Here is a 19,340-nt window from a genome sequence, read left to right as displayed (position 1 = left end):
GGATGTGTGAAGATCCGACCGTTTTCTAGTCGCGGGGGCAGCTCTGCGCCTTGGGGGTTCTGACGAGGAGGGGTCGTGGGGATGTTCTGGGGGGGTGCTCGGCGTTCCACGCCGGGCGGTCTGAGACACGCACGTTCATCGTCTTGCTCGTCGTTGTGGTTGCGGCGGGTGTCGGTGCTTGTGGTGATGGCGCTGGCCGTTGAGGCGGCGACGGTCGCGGCGGATTCGGGGGTGGCGTTCGCCGCTCCTCGGTCGGAGCGGGAAGGGACCGTCGCGTCGGCGCCGTCGTACGGGGTGGCGGAGGCGCGGGATGTGCTGTCGGCGCGGCTGATGGCACGGTTGCAGGGTCGGCGGATCGAGGCGTTGAGCGAGCGTACGGATGCTTCGCAGACGTTCGTGAACGCCGACGGAACGGTGACGTACACCGCGTTCGCGGAGCCGAAGTGGACCCAGCGCGGCGGCTCGTGGGTGAATCTGGACCCCACGCTCCAGTTGCGGGCCGATGGCAGTGTCGTGCCGGTGGCGGCCGAGACGGATCTGGTGCTGTCCGGCGGTGGTTCGGGGCCGTTGGCTTCGTTGACGGTCGACGGCAAGAACCTGTCGCTGACGTGGCCGACGGCGTTGCCGATGCCGGTGCTGTCCGGTGCCAAGGCGACGTACGCGAACGTGCTGAAGGACGTGGACCTTGAGTTGACCGCTTCGCTGAAGGGCGGGGTGGAGGAGACGCTGGTGGTCAAGTCCGCCGAGGCGGCCTCCGGCCCGGGGCTGTCGGATCTGGTGCAGAGCGTGTCGACCAGCAACGGCGTCATCGCGGCGACGGACGCGGGCGGGAATCTGACGGTGACCGACGGCACCGGCCGTCTGCTGGTGAACTCTCCGGCGCCGGTGATGTGGGACTCCGCGACCAGTACCGAGCCCGCTGTGGCGGGCGGCGGGAACAGCATCGCCGGGCTCGCGCCCGCGGAGGCGGACAAGGCGAAGCCCCGCGCGGGCACCCGTTCCACCGCCCAGGGGCCGGGTTCGCACGCCCACCATGCGGCGGTGAAGACCACGTTGAAGGACCGCAAGCTCCATCTGACGGCCGACCGTGGGCTGTTGACGGCGAAGAGCACCGTCTTCCCGGTCTACATCGACCCCGCCTATGTGCCGCATCCGGCCAGTGGCAGCCGCCTGCACTGGAACGAGGTGCAGCAGGCGTACCCGAACACGTCGAACTACGACTCCAGCCCATCGAACGGCAACGGTGTCGGGTACCAGGGGTTTTCCTCGCCGAAGGGAATCGAGCGGACCTACTACCGCGTCAGCATTCCCCCGGCGATCTGGGGTGGCACGGTGCTGAGCGCCGACATGAAGATGACGGAGAGCTATTCCGCGTCGTGCGGCACCACGTCCTACGGTGTCCAGGCGTGGTCCACGAATGTCTTCGACGCCTCCACCACGTGGGCCAACGCGCCGGGGAAGGTCGCCCAGCAGAGTTCGGTGAACTTCGGTCCGGCGTGTACGTCCAGCCCGTCGGGGACGTTCAGTTTCATGAACCAGGTCACCAACGCCGCCGCGAACCACTGGCAGACCATCTGCTTCGTGCTGGTCGCCAGCAGTGAGACCAACGAGGTCCAGTTCAAGCGGTTCTCCAGCGCCGCGTCACTGTCGATCACGTACAACACCCCGCCCACCACGCCGACTTCGCTGGCGGCCTCGCCGACGGCGACCGACGGTTACGCGGCCAGTGCGACTCCGACGCTGTCGGCGAAGGCCACCGACGCCAACAGTGACACCGTGCGGCTGGACTACCAGGTGCTGTCGGGTACCACCGTCAAGGCTTCGGGGAGTTCGGCGTTCGTCAACTCCGGCACTGCTGGTACGTGGAAGGTGTCCACGGCTCTGGCGGACGGCTCGTACACCTGGAAGGTCAGGGCGTACGACGGCCGCGACTATTCCGCGTGGACGGCGGCCAAGTCCCTGATCATCGACACCACGGCACCGGCCAACACTACGGTCTCGTCCAGCGACTTCCCTTCGAACGTGTGGTCGGGAACCCCGGACTCCAAGGGGAACTTCAGCGGTGCGTTCACTTTCGCACCGCCCACCAGTGACGTGGCGCAGGTGGCGTGGACGCTGGACAGCGGCACGTGGACGTACACCGCGACGAGCGGGGCGGCGTTCACCAAGACTCTGACCTTCGGGGCGGGTCGGCACGTGATCAGTGCCAAGACCCACGACAAGGCCGGGAATATCGCCACTGGGACCTCGTACGTCTTCTACGGCGGTGACGGCGCGGCGTTGACCGCCCCGGCGCCCGGTGACCGTCCCGCGCGCAGGGTTGCCCTGACCGCCCAGGGCAAGCCCAACTACACCGGTGTCACCTACCAGTACCGTGTCGGTGAGACCGATACCTGGCACGACGTTCCCGCCTCGCATGTCACCAAAGCGGACGGGACGACGCTGGCGGCCTGGCCGGTCGCGCTGACCGTTTCCAACGGGCTGGCCACCCCCGCCCCCTTGACGTGGAATATCACCGACACGCTCGGCGACGGGCCGGTGGACGTACGCGCGAACTTCACTGACGGCACCACCCCGGGAGCCTCCCCGGCCACCACGATCACCGTGGACCGCAACGCGGGCACCGCCCCCTTGCTGAGCGCGGGTCCGGCCTCGGTGAACGCCCTGACCGGTGACGCCTCGCTGTCGGCCACGGACGCCTCCGGGTTCGATCTCACCGTCACCCGTAGCGCCTCCTCCCGCCGTCCCACGAACGGGTCGGCGCAGGAGGGGCAGGCGGCGATCTTCGGTCCGCAGTGGACGGCGGGCACCACCGCCGAGATCACCGGCTCGGACTGGTCCTACCTCCGTAAGGCGTCGGACAGGTCGGTGGCGCTGGTCGATGCGGACGGTGATCCGACCGGGTTCACCGCGGCCTCCGGCGGCGGGTGGAAGCCCGAACCGGGCGCGGAGGACCTGACACTGACCGGCTCCCTGCTCACCGGCACCTTCACCCTGAAAGACAGCGAAGGCACGACCACCACGTTCGCGAAGGTCGACCCCTCGGCCACGACGTGGCAGGTGACCTCGACGTTCCTGCCGACCACCAACTCCACCACCCAGGTCGTCTCGGAGAAGATCCCGGTCGGCAACACGTTCCTGGCCCGCCCGAAGTACGTGATCGCGCCGACGTCCGCGGTGACGCAGTCCACCTGCGCCACGACTCCCGGAACCAAGGGCTGCCGCGTACTGGAATACGTGTACGCCACGGCCACGACCGCGACCGCCTCGGCGTTCGGTGACTTCACCGACCGGGTCTCCCAGATCAGACTGTGGGGCACCGACCCCGGCGCGTCCGCGGCGACCGCGGTCACGGTCTCGCAGTACGCCTACGACACCACCGGCCGCCTGCGCCAGCAGTGGGATCCGCGTATCAGCCCGTCGCTGAAGACGGCTTACGACTACGACAGCGCGGGCCGGATCACCACGCTGACCCCGCCCGGTGAACTGCAGTGGACGTTCGCCTACGGCAGCGCCGGGAACACCGCGACGGCGGGCGACGGGATGCTGCTGTCGGCCTCCCGGCCGACGCTCACTCCCGGAAGCGCCACCCAGACCAACGGCACCGCGAGCACGAACCTGGTCTACGACGTGCCGCTGAGCGGCGGTAAGGCGCCCTACCCGATGTCCGGCGGCGACGTGACCGCCTGGGGGCAGAGCGACGCGCCCTCGGACGCGACGGCGCTGTTCCCCTCGGACGCCGTACCCGCGTCGCACGACGGCGCCGCGCTGACCGCCAACGCCTACCAGCGCGCGATCATCGCCTACACCGACGCCTCGGGCCGTCAGGTCAACACCGCCAACCCCGGCGCACACATCACCACCACCGAGTACGACCGGTACGGTCACACCGTCCGTGAGCTGACCGCAGCCAACCGTGAACTGGCCCTCGCCACCGACGGCGACAGCCTGGCCGAGCAGCAACAACTCGGCATTGACGCTCTGCCGTCCGCCGAGCGGGCCCAACTGCTGTCGACCGTATCGGTGTTCAACACCACAAGCGTGGCGGCCGACGCCGGTACGAACAAGGACACCGACCCGGCCAACGCCGGCCAGCGGGAGCTGGAGAAGTCCGGCCCCCTGCACATGGTCACCCTTGCCAAGGCCCGGCCCGCGACCGCGGGCGGCACCAGCCTGCCCGCAGGGTCCTTCGCCCCGGCACGTGCGCACACCGTCACCGCGTACGACCAGGGCCGCCCGACCAACGGCACCGCCACCGTGACCAACCAGCCGACCACCGTCAGCATCGGCGCCGACGTCCACGCGGGCGACGCCTACACCAGTGACGGTGACACCCGGACCAGCACCACCGGATACGACTGGACCAAGGGCCTGCCCACCACTACGGTCACCGACCCGGCCGGACTGAACCTGGTCAGGACCACCGCCTACGACGCTCAGGGCCGCGTCATCAAGACCACCCTGCCAAAGTCCACCGGCACCGACGCGGGGGCCACCGTCACGACCTACTGGTCCGCCACCGGCACCGGCGCCTGCAACGGACGACCTGAATGGGCCGACCTGCTCTGCTCGACCGGCCCGGCCAGTGCGATCACCGGCGGCGGCACCAACCCGTCCCAACTGCCCACCACAACCACGACCTACGACCGGTGGGGCAGCGCCGCCACCGTCACCGACACCGCGGGCGCCTACACCCGCACCACCACCACGAGCTATGACGCGGCCGGACGTACCACCGGCACCTCGGTGACCGGCGGCGTAGGGACCGCGGTCCCCGCCACCACCGCCACGTACGACCCGGCCACTGGCAAACAGGCCACCGCGAGCGCCGACGGCAAGACCATCACCCAGGGCTACGATGCGCTGGGACGGCTGATCTCCTACAGCGACGGTGCGGGCAACACGGCCACCACCTGGTACGACGCCCTCGACCGGCCCATCAGGGTGACCGACTCGGCCCCGTCGACCACCACATACACCTACGACACCGCCAGTGATCCGCGGGGTCTCGAAACCGGCCGCGCCGACTCCGTCGCAGGCACCTTCAACGCCACCTACGACTCCGACGGCCGCCTGGCCACAGAGGCCCTGCCAGGCGGTTACACCGTGACGTTCACTCGGGACGAAACCGGCGCCGACACCTCACGCACCTACGCCAGTGACAACGACGGCCTGATCGTCACGGCTGACTCGGCCACCCTGACTGTCCATGGCCAGCAGGTCACCCACACCACCGACACCGGAAACCAGGCATACACCTACGATGCCGCAGGCCGGCTGACTAACATCGAAGACGTCCAAGACGCCACCATCACCCACCGCGCCTACGCCTTCGACAAGAACACCAACCGCACCAGTCTCACGACAACAGTCGACAACCCCGACGGCACGGCCGGAACCCCGGCCACAGTCAACTACACCTACGACAGCGCCGACCGTCTCTCCACAGCGGGCACGGTCTACGACGCACTGGGCCGGACCACTGTCCAGGCCACCGGCACTACCCTCGGCTACTACGCGAACGACGTCCTCCAGCAGGAGACGATCGGCGGGAAGCGCGAGCGCTGGAGTCTCGACGCTGAGAACAGGCTTTCTCTGTCCACCGTGGAAACCCAGCAAACAGATGGCAGTTGGACAGCAACGAGCAGCACGGTCAGTCACTTCGGCTGCGGTTGTGACAGCCCAACCTGGTCACAGAGCGGCGGCACTATCGCCCGTAACGTTCAGGACTTGGAAGGTCGGTTGAGTGCCATCACTACCGCGACCGGTGGTGTGAGCCTCCAGCTCACCGATTTGCACGGCGACGTCACTGTCCAGCTTCCCTTGGACGCAAGCCAATCGCTCTCGGTCTACCGTTACGATGAATTCGGCAACGCCATCGGAACATCCGCAACCCCAACCTACGGCTGGCTTGGCGCTTACGAGCGGGGCAGCGATCACATCGGGGGCGTGATGCTTATGGGCGTGAGGGCGTACGACCCCTCCACGGGTCGCTTCCTCCAGACGGACTCCGTGCCCGGCGGCAACGCGAACGCCTATACCTACCCTTCGGACCCGATCAGATCCTTTGACCTCACAGGCCAGTTCAAGGTCACCTGGGGGTGGGTCAGCGGGACGATCTACCTCAACAGAAGGGAAACCAAGAAGGCGGGCCGCGCCGCCGCTGCGGCCACCATCGTCAATGCGGCGTCCACAGTTCTCGTTGGCTCGGGTGTCGGGGTCATCGCGAAGTGGGTCTTTATGAACGCCGGGACCATCGCGGTGAAGGCCCAGTGGGCATACGCGGACCACAAATGCCTCAAGCTGAAGTGGCCTTTTGGATATCCTGGGTTGATTCCAGGTAGCTACAAAAAGGGGTACTGCAAGTAACATGCGCAATCTGAGTGCATTCAGCATGCTATTGAGCGGCCTCGTCCTCGTAATCGCGACAATCGCCATGATCACGACGGACGACATGTGGGTGCGTATCGGGTTCGGCGTGGCGGCGGTGTTCGTCGTGGTGGGCACCGTGCGGGAGATTCGGAACTCTCGACGAGACTGATAAGCCATCTCGGCCAGGTGCCGGGTCACGCCCACATGGCGTGACCCGGCATTCGGTGCGCCGCCGCGATCGACCAACGCCTCACCTACGACGAATTCGGCAACCCCGAAACCCTCACCGCCGCCACCCTCATGGGCGTCCGCCTCTACGACCCCACCACCGGCCGCTTCCTCCAAACCGACCCCATCCCCGGCGGCAACGCCAACGCCAACGAATACTGCAACGGCGACCCCGTCAACTGCTACGACCTCGACGGTAAATTCGGCAGTTGGCACTGGCGCAACCCGATCCACGTAAGCCGCTGGAGCCCTCTCCACCGCGGCTGGGGAAGCGTTGCCAAGAATTCCTGGAAATGGACGAAGCAGCGCACTCGTCACTATTCCCCCGCACCCTTTAATAGTGCCCTGCGCTATACAAGCACAGCCTTTCGAAATCACTATTTCCGGGCCTGCCTCTGGGGCGGAGCGTCGGGGATAGGTATTTCCGCAGTGGCCAAGGTGGCCAAAAAACTTCTGCCAGGCGCCCTGCTGGTTGGCTGTGCGGTCGGAGCAGGGCAGTATCGATGGAACTAAAGAGGGCCAATCGTATGGAAAATAAGCAAAGCAGAAATCAGGGGAGGTGGCGGGTGAACGAACCTCTGAATTTCATCGGGTTCACCTGCTGCATGGTGTCCATGGTGGTCATACGGGCAGCGTGGCCGCGTTCTCCCGAGTGGGTACCTCCGCTTGCCTCAGTGGCGATTGGCTACGTCTGCTGGTTGACGTATCGCCTACTGAGAAGGAGAGGGGAATGAAAGAAGAGCGAGAATTCGGAACTCTCGACGAACGGACCCGCGCCGCCGTCGGCAAGGCGTACGCGGACAGCCCCGACGAGGGCGACGAGATGTCGGTACGCCTGCGGATTCGGTGCGGGCCCTGAGGCCGCGCACCTCCTCCGCCGCAGTTCAGACGGCCCTCCGCGCAAGCGGCTACACGTTAAAGCGGAATTCGACCACGTCGCCGTCCTGCATCACGTATTCCTTGCCCTCCATGCGGGCTTTGCCCTTGGCGCGGGCTTCGGCCACGGAGCCGGTGGAGACGAGGTCGGCGAAGGAGATGACCTCGGCTTTGATGAAGCCCTTTTGGAAGTCGGTGTGGATGACGCCGGCGGCCTCGGGGGCGGTGGCGCCGCGCTTGATGGTCCAGGCGCGGGATTCCTTGGGGCCGGCGGTGAGGTAGGTCTGGAGGCCGAGGGTCTCGAAGCCGACGCGGGCGAGGGTGGCGAGGCCGGGCTCCTCCTGGCCGACGGACTGGAGGAGTTCGAGGGCTTCGGCGTCGTCGAGCTCGACGAGGTCGGACTCGAGCTTGGCGTCGAGGAAGATCGCCTCGGCGGGGGCCACGAGGGCGCGCTGCTCGTTCTTGAAGTCCTCGTCGGCCAGCTCGTCCTCGTCGACGTTGAAGACGTAGAGGAACGGCTTGGTGGTGAGCAGGTGCAGCTCGTGGAGGAGGGTGCCCTGCTCGGTGCCCTTGGTGATGCCGCGCGAGAAGAGGGTGTCACCCGCGGCCAGGATCTCCTGGGCGGCCTCGGCGGCGGCGAGGACCGCGGCCTTCTCCTTCTGGAGGCGGGCCTCCTTGGTGAGGCGCGGGATCGCCTTCTCGACGGACTGGAGGTCGGCGAGGATCAGCTCGGTGTTGATCGTCTCGATGTCGTCCTTCGGCGAGACGCGGCCGTCGACGTGCACCACGTTGTCGTCCTTGAAGGCCCGGATGACCTGGCAGATCGCGTCGGACTCGCGGATGTTCGCGAGGAATTTGTTGCCCAGGCCCTCGCCCTCGGAGGCGCCGCGGACGATGCCCGCGATGTCCACGAAGTCGACGGTGGCGGGCAGCACCCGCGCCGACCCGAAGATCTCCGCGAGCGTGCCGAGGCGGGCGTCGGGGACGCCCACGACTCCGACGTTCGGCTCGATCGTGGCGAACGGGTAGTTGGCCGCCAGCACGTCGTTCTTGGTCAGGGCGTTGAAGAGCGTCGACTTGCCGACATTCGGCAGACCGACGATTCCGATGGAGAGCGACACGTGGAGACTTCCCGGAGCGGTGGGCTGGTGGGTGTTCGGACGGCCACCAGTCTACGGGCCGCCGCCGTACCGCCCGGCCGCCCGTCGAACACCGGCCCGAGGACGTCACCGCACCCGGTACGGCGACCGCCCCGAGGAGGCGCGCGCCAAAAAGCCCCGCCCCGCCCCGGAGGGGCAAAGCGCGTGTCCCGCCGTGCGATCACCCGACTGCCGTGCCTACTGTAAGTAGGTGGACCAACACAGTGCGCGTTCAGGTGCCGCTCCGGGACCCGGCGGAGAGGCCACAGTCGGGGTGTACCGCGCCCCGCGCCCCCGGCAGGCCGTCATGGCCACCGCGGTACGGCAGACCGTCCACCGGCTGCGTACCGCCCAGCGGCCCAGGCCACGGCTGACCGGCCTCGGCACCGGGCTGCTGACCACCGCCGTGACGGTCGCGGGCGGCGGGATCGACGTCCTGCTCTTCGACGGCCCCGGCGTCTTCTTCGGCCTGGTCTTCGTCGCGGTGTGCGTGGCGGCGGCGGTGTACGTACGCCCGTACGACCTGGTGGCGGCCCCGGTGGCGGCGCCGATCGCCTTCGCCGTGGGCATCGCGCTGACCGCCGACAGCGGGGGCGGCGGCCTGGCCGGTCATCTGCTCGGCGTCTTCACCGGGCTGGCGCTGATGACCGGCTGGCTCTACGCCGGGACGGTGCTGGCCGCCGCGATCGTCGGGATCAGAGCTTTGCGGCTGCCATCGCGGCGCCGACGATCCCCGCGTTGTTCTGCAGTTCAGCGGGAACGATCTCGGCGCTGATCCCCTTCACCAGGGGCAGGAACTTCTCCGACTTGCGGCTGACGCCGCCGCCGATCACGAACAGGTCGGGCGAGAAGAGCATCTCCACGTGCGCCAGGTACTTCTGGAGCCGGTGGGCCCAGTGCTCCCAGCTCAGGTCCTCGTCCTCGCGGGCCTTGACCGACGCCTTCTTCTCCGCGTCGTGCCCGTGCAGCTCCAGGTGGCCCAGTTCCGTGTTGGGCACCAGATTGCCGTCCACGAACAGGGCGCTGCCGATGCCGGTGCCCAGCGTCAGCATGATGACCGTGCCGCCCCGGCCGCGGCCCGCGCCGAACGTCATCTCCGCGACACCCGCCGCGTCCGCGTCGTTGAGCACCACCACGGGCAGGCCGAGGCGGTCGCCGAGCATCCCGCGCGCGTCCAGGCCGACCCAGCCGCCGTCCACGTTGGCCGCCGTACGGGTGGTGCCGTCCACCACCACCCCGGGGAAGGTCACGCCGACCGGGCCCGACCAGCCGAAGTGCTCGATGACCTGGTGCACCCCGTCGATCACCGACTCCGGAGTCGCGGGCTGAGGGGTGTCGATCTTGTAGCGATCGTCCGACAGGGCGCCCTGGTCCAGATCGACCGGAGCGCCCTTGATTCCCGTACCACCGATGTCCACACCGAACATATTCATGGCCCCCAGGTTAGAGGTGACGGGAAAAAGTCACCTCTTGGCGGATTCCCCGGCGGCGGCCTCGGCACGCAGATCGCGGCGCAGTTCCTTGGGCAGCGAGAACTGGATGGACTCCTCGGCGGAGGTCACCACCTGCACATCGGCGTAGCCGCGCTCGGCCAGCCAGTCCAGGACGCCGTCGACCAGGATCTCCGGGACGGACGCGCCGGAGGTGACACCGACGGTGGTGACGCCGTCCAGCCACGCCTCGTCGCACTCCTCGGCGAAGTCGACCAGGTACGACGCGCCGGCGCCGGACTGGAGGGCGACCTCGACCAGCCGGATGGAGTTGGAGGAGTTGCGGGAGCCGACCACGATCAGCAGGTCGGCGTCGGCGGCGATCTGCTTGACCGCGACCTGGCGGTTCTGCGTGGCGTAGCAGATGTCGTCGCTGGGCGGCGAGAGCAGGTTGGGGAAGCGCTCCTTGAGCGCGTCCACGGTTTCCATCGTCTCGTCCACCGACAGGGTGGTCTGGGAGAGCCAGACGACCTTGGACTCGTCGCGGACCGTGACCTTGGCGGCGTCGGCGGGGCCGTCGACCAGGTGCATGTGGTCGGGCGCCTCGCCCATCGTGCCGACGACCTCTTCGTGGCCGTCGTGGCCGATCAGCAGGATGTCGTAGTCGTCCTTGGAGTAGCGGACGGCTTCCTTGTGGACCTTGGTCACCAGCGGGCAGGTCGCGTCGATCGAGGCGAGGCTGCGCTGGGCGGCCTCCTCGTGGACGACGGGGGCCACGCCGTGCGCGGAGAAGATCACGATGGCGTTCTCGGGCACCTCGTCCGTCTCGTCGACGAAGATCGCGCCCTTCTTCTCCAGCGTCTGGACCACGTATTTGTTGTGCACGATCTGCTTGCGCACGTAGACCGGGGCGCCGTACTGCTCCAGCGCCTTCTCGACGGTGATCACGGCCCGGTCCACGCCCGCGCAGTACCCGCGGGGGGCGGCGAGGAGGACGCGGCGGGGGCTCGTAGCGGCAGTCATGGGGTCCATCGTACGGGGGCGCTGATCGCACGCGCGGGGGCGTACGGGGGTGCGGCCGTTCGGCGGCGGTGTCGGTCGCGCCCACTACGCTGCGGGCATGGCTCTGAACACCTCGGCGCAGACGCCGATCCCCGTCGGTGAGGTGTCGCGGCTGATCGGCGGCTGGATCGACCGGCTGGGCGCGGTGTGGGTGGAGGGGCAGATCACCCAGTTGTCGCGGCGGCCGGGCGCGGGCGTGGTGTTCATGACGCTGCGCGACCCCTCGCACGACGTGTCGATCACGGTGACGTGCTTCCGCGGTGTCTTCGAGCAGGTCGCGGACGTGGTCGGCGAGGGCGCGCGGGTGGTGATGCACGCCAAGCCCGAGTGGTACGGGCCGCGCGGCCAGCTCTCGCTGCGCGCGGTGGAGATCCGCCCGGTCGGGGTGGGTGAACTGCTGGCGCGCCTGGAGCAGTTGAAGAAGACGCTGGCGGCCGAGGGGCTCTTCGCGCTGGACCGCAAGCGGCCCATACCGTTTCTGCCGCAGCTCATCGGCCTGGTGACCGGCCGCGCCTCGGCGGCCGAGCGGGACGTGCGGGAGAACGCGCGGCTGCGCTGGCCCGCCGTCCGCTTCGAGGTGCGCAATGTGCCGGTGCAGGGCGCGAGCGCGGTGCCGCGGGTGATCGAGGCGGTACGGGAGCTGGACGCGCGTCCGGATGTCGACGTGATCGTGGTGGCGCGCGGCGGCGGCAGCGTCGAGGACCTGCTGCCGTTCTCCGACGAGGAGCTGGTCCGCGCGGTCGCGGCCTGCCGGACCCCGGTGGTCTCGGCGATCGGCCACGAGCCGGACTCGCCGCTGCTCGACCTGGTCGCCGACCTGCGGGCGTCCACCCCGACCGACGCGGCCAAGCGGATCGTGCCGGATGTGCGCGAGGAGCTGGCGCGCGTCCAGTTGGTACGGGACCGGGCGCTGCGGGTGATGCGCGGGCTGCTGGACCGGGAGGAGCGCGGCCTTGAGGCGGCGCTGAGCCGTCCGTCGATGGCGGCGCCGTACGGGATGATCGACGGCCGCGCGGCGGAGGTGGCCGACCGGGTGGACCGGGCCCGCCGCACGCTGCGCCATCTGCTGGAGCGCGCCGACGCGGATCTCTCGCACACCCTGGCGCGGGTGGTCGCGCTGTCCCCGGCCGCGACGCTGCGCCGCGGGTACGCGGTGCTCCAGCGCGAGGACGGCTCGGTGGTACGGGACCCGGCGGAGGTGGCCCCGGACGACGCGCTGCGGGCGCGGGTGGCCGAGGGCGACTTCACGGTGCGCGTCACGGAGTGATGCCGGGGTGGGCGTGGGCGGCGCGCGGTGCGGCGGCGCGCGGTGATGTCGTCGTCACGCGGTTCGGTGTCGCGCGCTGATGTCGGTGTGCGCGTCGCCTGACCTGTCCCACCCCGCGCCTAGGCTTGCCCCCATGGCAGACACGGCAGGCACCACCGATACGGCGGACCGGGAGAGCGGCAGCGCGGCCCTCGGGTACGAGCAGGCGCGCGACGAGCTGGTGGACGTCGTACGGCGGCTGGAAGCGGGCGGCGCGACCTTGGAGGAGTCCCTGGCCCTGTGGGAGCGGGGCGAGGAGCTGGCCAAGGTCTGCCGCCGCTGGCTGGAGGGCGCGCGGGCCCGGCTGGACGCGGCGCTGGCGGCGGAGGAGGACGACGAGGAGGCGGAAGACGTCACGGGGGCCGCACAGGAGTGACAGGGGTCACGCTTGCCCCAGGGAATGGTTGAACGTTCACCCAGGTTGGTCGGAGTGTTCCGACGCGCCGCTCCCCGGCGCGCCCCCCTCGCACGACCGAAAGACCTGAGGATCCCGCATGACTCTCGTGCTCGACACCGCCGCCCAGGACCTGCTCTTCCGTGAGGCCCGCACCGCCAACACGTTCACCGACGAGCCGGTGACCGACGAGCAGGTCCAGGCCATCTACGACCTGGTGAAGTACGCGCCGACCGCGTTCAACCAGCAGCCGCTGCGCGTCGTCCTGGCCCGTACCGAAGAGGGGCGCGAGCGCCTGGTGCGGCACATGAGCGAGGGCAACAAGGCGAAGACGTCGACCGCGCCGCTGGTGGCGATCCTGGCCGCGGACAACGAGTTCCACGAGGAGCTGCCCACCCTGCTCCCGGTCTTCCCGCAGGCCAAGGACGTGATCTTCGCCGAGCGCCCGGTCCGCGAGCAGTCCGCCGCGCTGAACGCCGCGCTCCAGGTCGGCTACTTCATCATCGGCGTCCGCGCCGCCGGTCTGGCCGCCGGCCCGATGACCGGCTTCGACGCCGACGGAATCAACAAGGAGTTCTTCGCGGACGGCGAGCACTCGGTGCTGGCCGTGGTCAACATAGGCAAGCCGGGCGAGGCCGCCTGGTACGACCGCAACCCGCGCCTGTCGTACGAGCAGGTCGTGACGACCGTCTGATCCGTACGACGGACCGACGTATGTCCGTATGACCGGGCACCTGGTCACACGTACGTCCGTACGACCGGCTACCGGTGGGACGTATGTCCGTACGACCGGCTACCGATTACTGGCCGCCGCGCTCCTTCAGCGCGGCGGCCATCGTCGTCAGCTCCGCGTCCTTGCCGGTGCCCAGCACCACCGTGGTGACGCCCTGCTCCTTACGGACCAGCGCGTTGTACTTCGGCCCCGCGTAGCGCTCCCAGACCAGGCCGCCCGCGGTGACCGTACGGCCGCCGTCGCGGTGCGCGCCGAAGGTGACGTCCTTGATGTACGGCTCGGCCGCGGCGTTGCTCTGCTCGACGGCGACGTACTGGTCCTCGGGGTCGACGAAGCCGATGTGCCAGGTCACCGCCTGCGGGTCGGCCGCGCTGTAGGTGACCGAGGTGGCCCGCCAGGTCGCGGGCAGCCCCTCGGGCCCCGCCACCTTGTACGGCGCGTCGCGCCGCGCCTGGCCGAGCTCCACCGAGAAGGTGACCGGCTTGGTCGGGTCGGCCTTCGAGTCGTGCGGGATGAACACGTAGATGAGGGCGGCGACGGCGCCGATCACCGCCATCGACAGCACCAGGTCCCGCACGGTCTTGTTGCCACGTTTGTCTGCTGCCACCCGACCATCGTCCCCCATGCCGGGAACGGCCCCGGACGCCGGGGTCCGCACCCTCCACGGGTCCCGGCCCGCACCGGGCCCCAGGCGCTCATGTGACGTGCACCCTGCTCATATTCGCGCCGAACCGATAGGGTCGGAACACCCTCATATTCCGGCCGTCCTCGTACAGAAAGGTGCGCGTGATGACCGAACAGCATTTGCCGCCCCAGCTCGAAGTGAGCCCGGAGGCCCCCGACCGCAACCTGGCACTCGAACTCGTACGCGTCACCGAGGCCGCCGCGATGGCGGCCGGACGCTGGGTCGGCAGGGGCGACAAGAACGGGGCCGACGGCGCCGCGGTGAACGCGATGCGCACCCTCGTCCACACCGTCTCGATGAACGGCGTCGTCGTCATCGGCGAGGGCGAGAAGGACGAGGCGCCGATGCTCTACAACGGCGAGCGGATCGGTGACGGCACCGGGCCCGAGTGCGATGTCGCCGTCGACCCGGTGGACGGCACCACGCTGACCGCCAAGGGCATGCCGAACGCAGTGGCGGTGCTCGCCGTCGCCGACCGCGGCACCATGTTCGACCCCTCGGCCGTCTTCTACATGGACAAGCTGGTGGTCGGCCCCGAGGCCGCCGAGTACGTCGACATCACCGCGCCGCCCGCGGTCAATGTGCGCCGGGTCGCCAAGGCCAAGGGCAGCGCGCCCGAGGACGTCACCGTCGTGGTGCTCGACCGGCCGCGGCACGACGGCATCGTGAAGGAGATCCGCGAGACCGGCGCCCGGATCAAGTTCATCGCCGACGGCGACGTGGCGGGCGCGATCATGGCGGTGCGCGAGGGCACCGGCGTGGACATGCTGCTGGGCATCGGGGGCACGCCCGAGGGCATCATCGCGGCCTGCGCGATCACCTGCCTCGGCGGCACGATCCAGGGCAGGCTGTGGCCCAAGGACGACGCCGAGCGGCGCCGGGCGCTGGACGCCGGGCACGACCTGGACCGGATTCTGCACACCAAGGACCTGGTCAGCGGCGAGAACGTCTTCTTCGTCGCCACCGGGATCACCGACGGCGAACTGCTGCGCGGGGTGCGGTACCGCGCGGAGACCGCCACCACCTCGTCGCTGGTGATGCGCTCCAAGTCCGGCACGATCCGGCAGATCGACTCCACGCACCGGCTGTCCAAGCTGCGGGCGTACAGCGCGATCGACTTCGACCGGGCGCGCTGAGGCCCGCTCCCCGTCTTCGGTACGTCCTTCGGTATGTCGGCTGCCGCCTGCCGCGGCGCACTCGGGCCCCGTATTCCCGGATGCGGCGCGGCGGGCGGCGCCCGGCCGACGAAACTCCTGAGCCGCTGAGCCGTACGGTCAGCCCGCGGCGGCGATCTGCGGGTCGGGGCGCTGGAGTTCGACCTCGCGACGGCGGCGGCGGGCCAGCACCACGCGGCGCTCGGCGGCGGTCATGCCGCCCCACACCCCGTACGGTTCCGGTTGGAGCAGGGCGTGTTCGCGGCATTCGAGCATCACCGGGCAGCGCGCGCACACGCGTTTGGCCGCCTCTTCCCGGGACAGACGAGCGGCAGTGGGCTCCTTCGACGGGGCGAAGAACAGCCCCGCCTCGTCACTGCGGCAGGCGGCCTCCGAGTGCCAGGGCCCGCCCAGATCCCGCGGATGACCGGGCGGGTAGGCGGTGTCCGTGACGGGCTCGATCGGTTGAAGCACGGGATACTCCTGACGACGGCTCGGCGATTGCCACCCTGGCGCGTCACCGACCACTCCCCCGGCGGGCGCGGATCTCAACGGCGGCAGTGCGGCGGCGTGCTCGAACCCCTACCCGCTGTACGCGACTTCATGCGCACCGTGTTCGCCCGGCGCGAGAGCCCCGCAAGCCTGTGACCTGCGGATGGCGGAAACACGCACGATGCTTGGCGCACTTACGCACCATCAATCACAGCCGTTACGGAGTCGGGGGGCGTGAAACCGCCGCTGCCCGCTCACCCGTGCGCGAGGCCGCCTCACCCCGGCGCCGGAGGCTCCCCCGACCGGTCCCGCGCCTCAGCTCTCGAGGTTCTTCTTCGTCCAGTCCTTGACCTTCTTGCCGCGCTTGGCCTTCGCCTCGACGCCGCCCCAGAAGGCGAAGCCGTCGATGCGGACCACCGGCGCGTCGGCGTCCGGCGCCTCGAACGCCTTGACGTCGGAGCCGCCCATGATGCCGACGACCCCGCCGCCGCGCAGCGTCACGTTCTCCGGCAGCTTGACGCTGATGCCGCCCATGATCGCGGTGCAGTGGATGACCAGTTCGGGCGAGGTGAAGGTGGCCTCGGTGAGGTCGATCTCGACGCCGCCCATGATCGCGACCGCGGTGATCCGGTGGCCGACGCGCCAGCGGCCCTTGCGCTCGGCCCCGCCGAGGATGCCGACCAGGTTCGGGTTCTCGCCGCTGGGGTCGGGGGCGTAGTGGTAACCGCCGCGCGCCGCGGGGGCGGGCGCCGGGGCGCTGGTCCTGCCCACCGGCAGATCCCTTACCAGCGGCTCCAGTTCGCCCATCGTCTTGGCCGCGTAGACCTGGTCGAGCCGCTCGGAGTGCTCCGACGAGTCCAGACGGCCCTCGGCCAGGGCCTCGCGCAGGATGTCGGCGATCCGGTCCCGGTCCGCGTCCGACGCCCGCAGGTCCGCTTCCGCGGTGGGCTTGCCCGTACGCACCGGCTGGGGCTGCTCTTGCGCGCGTTTCTGGAGCTGCGATTCGTCCACGTCCCTACGGTACACAGACGCGATAGATCGCGACTACCCCGAAGTACCCCCTAGGGGTCCGGCCCGCCCGGCCGTTCGGGGGCGTTCTAGAATCGGGAGGCCGCAGCGCCGCCGCCGAGTGAGGAATGCCCCATGCCTGAGTTCGCCTACACGGATCTGCTTCCCCTCGGCGAGGACCCCACCACGTACCGCCTGCTCACCGCCGAGGGTGTCAGCACCTTCGAGGCGGACGGGCGTACGTTCCTCACGGTCGATCCGGAGGCGCTGCGGCTGCTCGCGGCCGAGGCGATGCACGACATCTCCCACTACCTGCGCCCGACCCACCTCGCGCAGCTCCGCCGCATCCTGGACGACCCGCAGGCGAGCCCCAACGACAAATTCGTCGCGCTCGACCTGCTGAAGAACGCGAACATCGCGGCGGCCGGCGTGCTCCCGATGTGCCAGGACACCGGTACGGCGATCGTCATGGGCAAGCGCGGCCAGCAGGTCCTCACCGCGGGCGGCGACGAGGAGGCGCTGTCGCGCGGGATCTACGACGCGTACACCAAGCTCAATCTGCGCTACTCGCAGATGGCCCCGCTGACGATGTGGGACGAGAAGAACACCGGCTCCAACCTGCCCGCGCAGATCGAGCTGTACGCGACGGACGGCGGCGCGTACAAGTTCCTCTTCATGGCCAAGGGCGGTGGCAGCGCCAACAAGTCCTTCCTCTACCAGGAGACGAAGGCGGTGCTGAACGAGGCGTCGATGATGAAGTTCCTTGAGGAGAAGATCCGTTCGCTGGGTACGGCGGCCTGTCCGCCGTACCACCTGGCGATCGTGGTGGGCGGGACCAGCGCCGAATTCGCCCTGAAGACGGCCAAGTACGCGTCCGCGCACTACCTGGACGAGCTGCCCGCCGAGGGCTCGGCGGCCGGACACGGCTTCCGGGACAAGGAGTTGGAGCAGAAGGTCTTCGAGCTGACGCAGAGGATCGGGATCGGGGCGCAGTTCGGCGGGAAGTACTTCTGCCACGACGTGCGGGTGGTGCGGCTGCCGCGGCACGGCGCGTCGTGCCCGGTCGCCATCGCGGTGTCCTGCTCGGCGGACCGGCAGGCGCTGGCGAAGATCACCGCCGAGGGCGTCTTCCTGGAGCAGTTGGAGACGGACCCGGCGCGTTTCCTGCCGGAGACCACCGACGAGCACCTGGACGACGACGTCGTCCGCGTCGACCTCAACCGGCCGATGGACGAGATCCGCGCCGAGCTGACCAAGTACCCCGTGAAGACCCGGCTTTCGCTGTCCGGGCCGCTGGTCGTGGCCCGCGACATCGCGCACGCCAAGATCAAGGAGCGGCTGGACGCGGGCGAGGAGATGCCGCGGTACCTGCGCGACCACGCCGTCTACTACGCGGGCCCGGCCAAGACGCCCGAGGGGTACGCCTCGGGCTCCTTCGGGCCGACCACCGCGGGCCGGATGGACGCCTACGTCGAGCAGTTCCAGGCCGCGGGCGGCTCCTTCGTGATGCTCGCCAAGGGCAACCGCAGCAAGCAGGTCACCGACGCGTGCGCCGCCCACGGCGGCTTCTACCTCGGCTCCATCGGCGGCCCCGCCGCCCGCCTCGCCCAGGACTGCATCAAGCGGGTCGACGTCCTCGAATACGCCGAACTCGGCATGGAAGCCGTCTGGAAGATCGAGGTCGAGGACTTCCCCGCCTTCGTCGTCGTCGACGACAAGGGCAACGACTTCTTCCAAGACCCTTCCCCCTCCCCCACCTTCACCACCATCCCCCGCCGCCAAGGCGCCTGACCCCTGCGGGAAGCTCGCCGCCTACGGCTCTGCCGCCCCGCCGGGGGGCCGCGCCGCGGGGGGGCGGTAGCCGCGGGCGCGCACGGCACGGGCACGAGCGGGTACCGCCCTGCGGGGCGGTGGCTTGCACGGGTGCGCGCTGTCGCCGCCGCGGGGGGCGGGCGTGCGCCACTGGAAAGCCGCGGCGGCGGCAGGCGCGGACGCGCACGGCACAGGCACGGGCGGGTATCGCCCTGCGGGGCGGTGGCGGCACGAGAGCCGCGACGGCACCAGCGCGGCACGGGTGCGTGCAGACCCGCGGGGCGGCAACGACCGCATGCTCGCGCACGGTAGTGGGCACGCGCTTGCCCTGCGGGGTGGGGCCGCAACTCCGCAGACTCGGGAGCGGCGACGGCGACATACGCGGGCGCGAGCGCGCACTGCACGCGGGCTGGGCGATGGTGCCCGCAGGAGCAGCGGCAGACGCGGACGCGGCAGCAGGTAGCGCGGGCAGCGCGCAAGGCGAGTCGAAGCAGGGCCCGGCGGCAACGGGCCATAAGTCGGTGCACCTGATGCGGCGGGGCGTGGCAGCGCCCGCGTTACGGGGCCGGCCCGGCGGCTGATCGCCGACGCCCGTCACCCGGCATGCGTCGCGACGCGGCGCTGAACCGGGCGAAGGCCCCGCCGGAGG

The 19,340-nt window shown here is 69.7% G+C and carries 16 protein-coding genes; 10 read left to right on the top strand and 6 right to left on the bottom strand.

What is annotated here, in order from left to right:
* The first annotated feature begins 168 nt into the window (after positions 1 to 168).
* The 4 genes from ACIP4Z_RS28765 to ACIP4Z_RS28750 all read left to right on the top strand — a co-directional run bounded on the left by ACIP4Z_RS28765 (position 169) and on the right by ACIP4Z_RS28750 (position 7,459).
* Entirely contained in the window at positions 169 to 6,369 is a 6,201-nt protein-coding gene (locus ACIP4Z_RS28765; RefSeq protein ID WP_401312971.1) for an RHS repeat-associated core domain-containing protein, read from the top strand.
* 1 nt (position 6,370) lies between these two features.
* Positions 6,371 to 6,541 carry a hypothetical protein gene (locus ACIP4Z_RS28760; RefSeq protein WP_391161684.1) on the top strand — a complete coding sequence of 57 codons (171 nt, stop codon included), beginning with the start codon at positions 6,371 to 6,373 and terminating at the stop codon, positions 6,539 to 6,541.
* Positions 6,542 to 6,591: 50 nt separating this feature from the next.
* The gene (locus ACIP4Z_RS28755) at positions 6,592 to 7,113 is read left to right on the top strand and encodes an RHS repeat-associated core domain-containing protein (protein WP_401313138.1); all 522 of its coding nucleotides are present in this window, start codon (positions 6,592 to 6,594) and stop codon (positions 7,111 to 7,113) included.
* Between the two features lie 217 nt (positions 7,114 to 7,330).
* Positions 7,331 to 7,459, top strand: a complete 129-nt coding sequence (locus tag ACIP4Z_RS28750; RefSeq protein WP_401312967.1) for a hypothetical protein — start codon at positions 7,331 to 7,333, stop codon at positions 7,457 to 7,459.
* A 49-nt stretch (positions 7,460 to 7,508) separates the two neighbouring features.
* On the opposite strand, the gene ychF is transcribed toward ACIP4Z_RS28750, so the two are convergent.
* Positions 7,509 to 8,597 carry a redox-regulated ATPase YchF gene (gene ychF, locus ACIP4Z_RS28745; RefSeq protein ID WP_355347978.1) on the bottom strand — a complete coding sequence of 363 codons (1,089 nt, stop codon included), beginning with the start codon at positions 8,595 to 8,597 and terminating at the stop codon, positions 7,509 to 7,511.
* Between the two features lie 229 nt (positions 8,598 to 8,826).
* Here ychF and ACIP4Z_RS28740 point away from each other — a divergent pair, with 229 nt between their 5' ends.
* Positions 8,827 to 9,390 (top strand): DUF6542 domain-containing protein, encoded by a 564-nt coding sequence (locus ACIP4Z_RS28740; protein WP_391049220.1) that lies wholly within the window; start codon positions 8,827 to 8,829, stop codon positions 9,388 to 9,390.
* Here the strand turns inward: ACIP4Z_RS28740 and ppgK are convergent.
* Positions 9,311 to 10,048, bottom strand: a complete 738-nt coding sequence (gene ppgK / locus ACIP4Z_RS28735; RefSeq protein ID WP_355347972.1) for a polyphosphate--glucose phosphotransferase — start codon at positions 10,046 to 10,048, stop codon at positions 9,311 to 9,313. The two genes, ACIP4Z_RS28740 and ppgK, sit on opposite strands and share 80 nt — an antisense overlap.
* Positions 10,049 to 10,078: 30 nt before the next feature.
* Positions 10,079 to 11,077 carry a 4-hydroxy-3-methylbut-2-enyl diphosphate reductase gene (locus tag ACIP4Z_RS28730; protein ID WP_355347969.1) on the bottom strand — a complete coding sequence of 333 codons (999 nt, stop codon included), beginning with the start codon at positions 11,075 to 11,077 and terminating at the stop codon, positions 10,079 to 10,081.
* 88 nt (positions 11,078 to 11,165) lie between these two features.
* On the opposite strand from ACIP4Z_RS28730, the gene xseA reads away from it, so the two are divergent.
* From xseA to ACIP4Z_RS28715, 3 genes are all read left to right on the top strand, one after another.
* Complete coding sequence (gene xseA, locus ACIP4Z_RS28725; protein ID WP_355347966.1) at positions 11,166 to 12,374, top strand: exodeoxyribonuclease VII large subunit; 1,209 nt, start codon at positions 11,166 to 11,168, stop codon at positions 12,372 to 12,374.
* A gap of 133 nt (positions 12,375 to 12,507) precedes the next feature.
* Positions 12,508 to 12,789: an exodeoxyribonuclease VII small subunit gene (locus ACIP4Z_RS28720; protein ID WP_391049216.1), complete on the top strand. Its 282-nt coding sequence runs from the start codon at positions 12,508 to 12,510 to the stop codon at positions 12,787 to 12,789.
* Between the two features lie 118 nt (positions 12,790 to 12,907).
* Entirely contained in the window at positions 12,908 to 13,501 is a 594-nt protein-coding gene (locus tag ACIP4Z_RS28715) for a malonic semialdehyde reductase (protein ID WP_391049214.1), read from the top strand.
* Between the two features lie 106 nt (positions 13,502 to 13,607).
* Here the strand turns inward: ACIP4Z_RS28715 and ACIP4Z_RS28710 are convergent, their stop codons facing one another.
* The gene (locus ACIP4Z_RS28710; protein ID WP_401312960.1) at positions 13,608 to 14,165 is read right to left on the bottom strand and encodes a DUF4245 domain-containing protein; all 558 of its coding nucleotides are present in this window, start codon (positions 14,163 to 14,165) and stop codon (positions 13,608 to 13,610) included.
* Between the two features lie 164 nt (positions 14,166 to 14,329).
* Here ACIP4Z_RS28710 and glpX point away from each other — a divergent pair, with 164 nt between their 5' ends.
* Positions 14,330 to 15,361, top strand: a complete 1,032-nt coding sequence (gene glpX, locus ACIP4Z_RS28705; protein WP_355347954.1) for a class II fructose-bisphosphatase — start codon at positions 14,330 to 14,332, stop codon at positions 15,359 to 15,361.
* Between the two features lie 138 nt (positions 15,362 to 15,499).
* Here glpX and ACIP4Z_RS28700 read toward each other — a convergent pair whose 3' ends face one another.
* Positions 15,500 to 15,853 (bottom strand): WhiB family transcriptional regulator, encoded by a 354-nt coding sequence (locus ACIP4Z_RS28700; RefSeq protein WP_188281299.1) that lies wholly within the window; start codon positions 15,851 to 15,853, stop codon positions 15,500 to 15,502.
* A gap of 333 nt (positions 15,854 to 16,186) precedes the next feature.
* Complete coding sequence (locus ACIP4Z_RS28695) at positions 16,187 to 16,882, bottom strand: DUF1707 domain-containing protein (RefSeq protein ID WP_355347952.1); 696 nt, start codon at positions 16,880 to 16,882, stop codon at positions 16,187 to 16,189.
* A 132-nt stretch (positions 16,883 to 17,014) separates the two neighbouring features.
* Between ACIP4Z_RS28695 and ACIP4Z_RS28690 the strand changes: the two genes are divergently transcribed.
* Positions 17,015 to 18,670, top strand: coding sequence for a fumarate hydratase (locus ACIP4Z_RS28690; protein ID WP_401312956.1), 1,656 nt, complete (start codon positions 17,015 to 17,017; stop codon positions 18,668 to 18,670).
* Positions 18,671 to 19,340 lie beyond the last annotated feature (670 nt).

This window comes from Streptomyces sp. NPDC088910, assembly GCF_044749865.1.
Lineage (GTDB): Bacteria > Actinomycetota > Actinomycetes > Streptomycetales > Streptomycetaceae > Actinacidiphila.
The sequence above is the reverse complement of the archived record's forward strand: the minus strand, read 5'-3'. Positions and strand labels throughout refer to the sequence as shown.

What these genes read in the sequence shown, in the direction of transcription:
- ACIP4Z_RS28760 (WP_391161684.1), top strand. Translation starts at nt 6,371, where the DNA reads ATGCGCAATCTGAGTGCATTCAGCATGCTATTGAGCGGCCTCGTCCTC.
- ACIP4Z_RS28750 (WP_401312967.1), top strand. Translation starts at nt 7,331, where the DNA reads ATGAAAGAAGAGCGAGAATTCGGAACTCTCGACGAACGGACCCGCGCC.
- ppgK (WP_355347972.1), bottom strand. Translation starts at nt 10,048, where the DNA reads ATGAATATGTTCGGTGTGGACATCGGTGGTACGGGAATCAAGGGCGCT.
- ACIP4Z_RS28730 (WP_355347969.1), bottom strand. Translation starts at nt 11,077, where the DNA reads ATGGACCCCATGACTGCCGCTACGAGCCCCCGCCGCGTCCTCCTCGCC.
- xseA (WP_355347966.1), top strand. Translation starts at nt 11,166, where the DNA reads ATGGCTCTGAACACCTCGGCGCAGACGCCGATCCCCGTCGGTGAGGTG.
- ACIP4Z_RS28720 (WP_391049216.1), top strand. Translation starts at nt 12,508, where the DNA reads ATGGCAGACACGGCAGGCACCACCGATACGGCGGACCGGGAGAGCGGC.
- ACIP4Z_RS28715 (WP_391049214.1), top strand. Translation starts at nt 12,908, where the DNA reads ATGACTCTCGTGCTCGACACCGCCGCCCAGGACCTGCTCTTCCGTGAG.
- ACIP4Z_RS28710 (WP_401312960.1), bottom strand. Translation starts at nt 14,165, where the DNA reads ATGGGGGACGATGGTCGGGTGGCAGCAGACAAACGTGGCAACAAGACC.
- glpX (WP_355347954.1), top strand. Translation starts at nt 14,330, where the DNA reads ATGACCGAACAGCATTTGCCGCCCCAGCTCGAAGTGAGCCCGGAGGCC.
- ACIP4Z_RS28690 (WP_401312956.1), top strand. Translation starts at nt 17,015, where the DNA reads ATGCCTGAGTTCGCCTACACGGATCTGCTTCCCCTCGGCGAGGACCCC.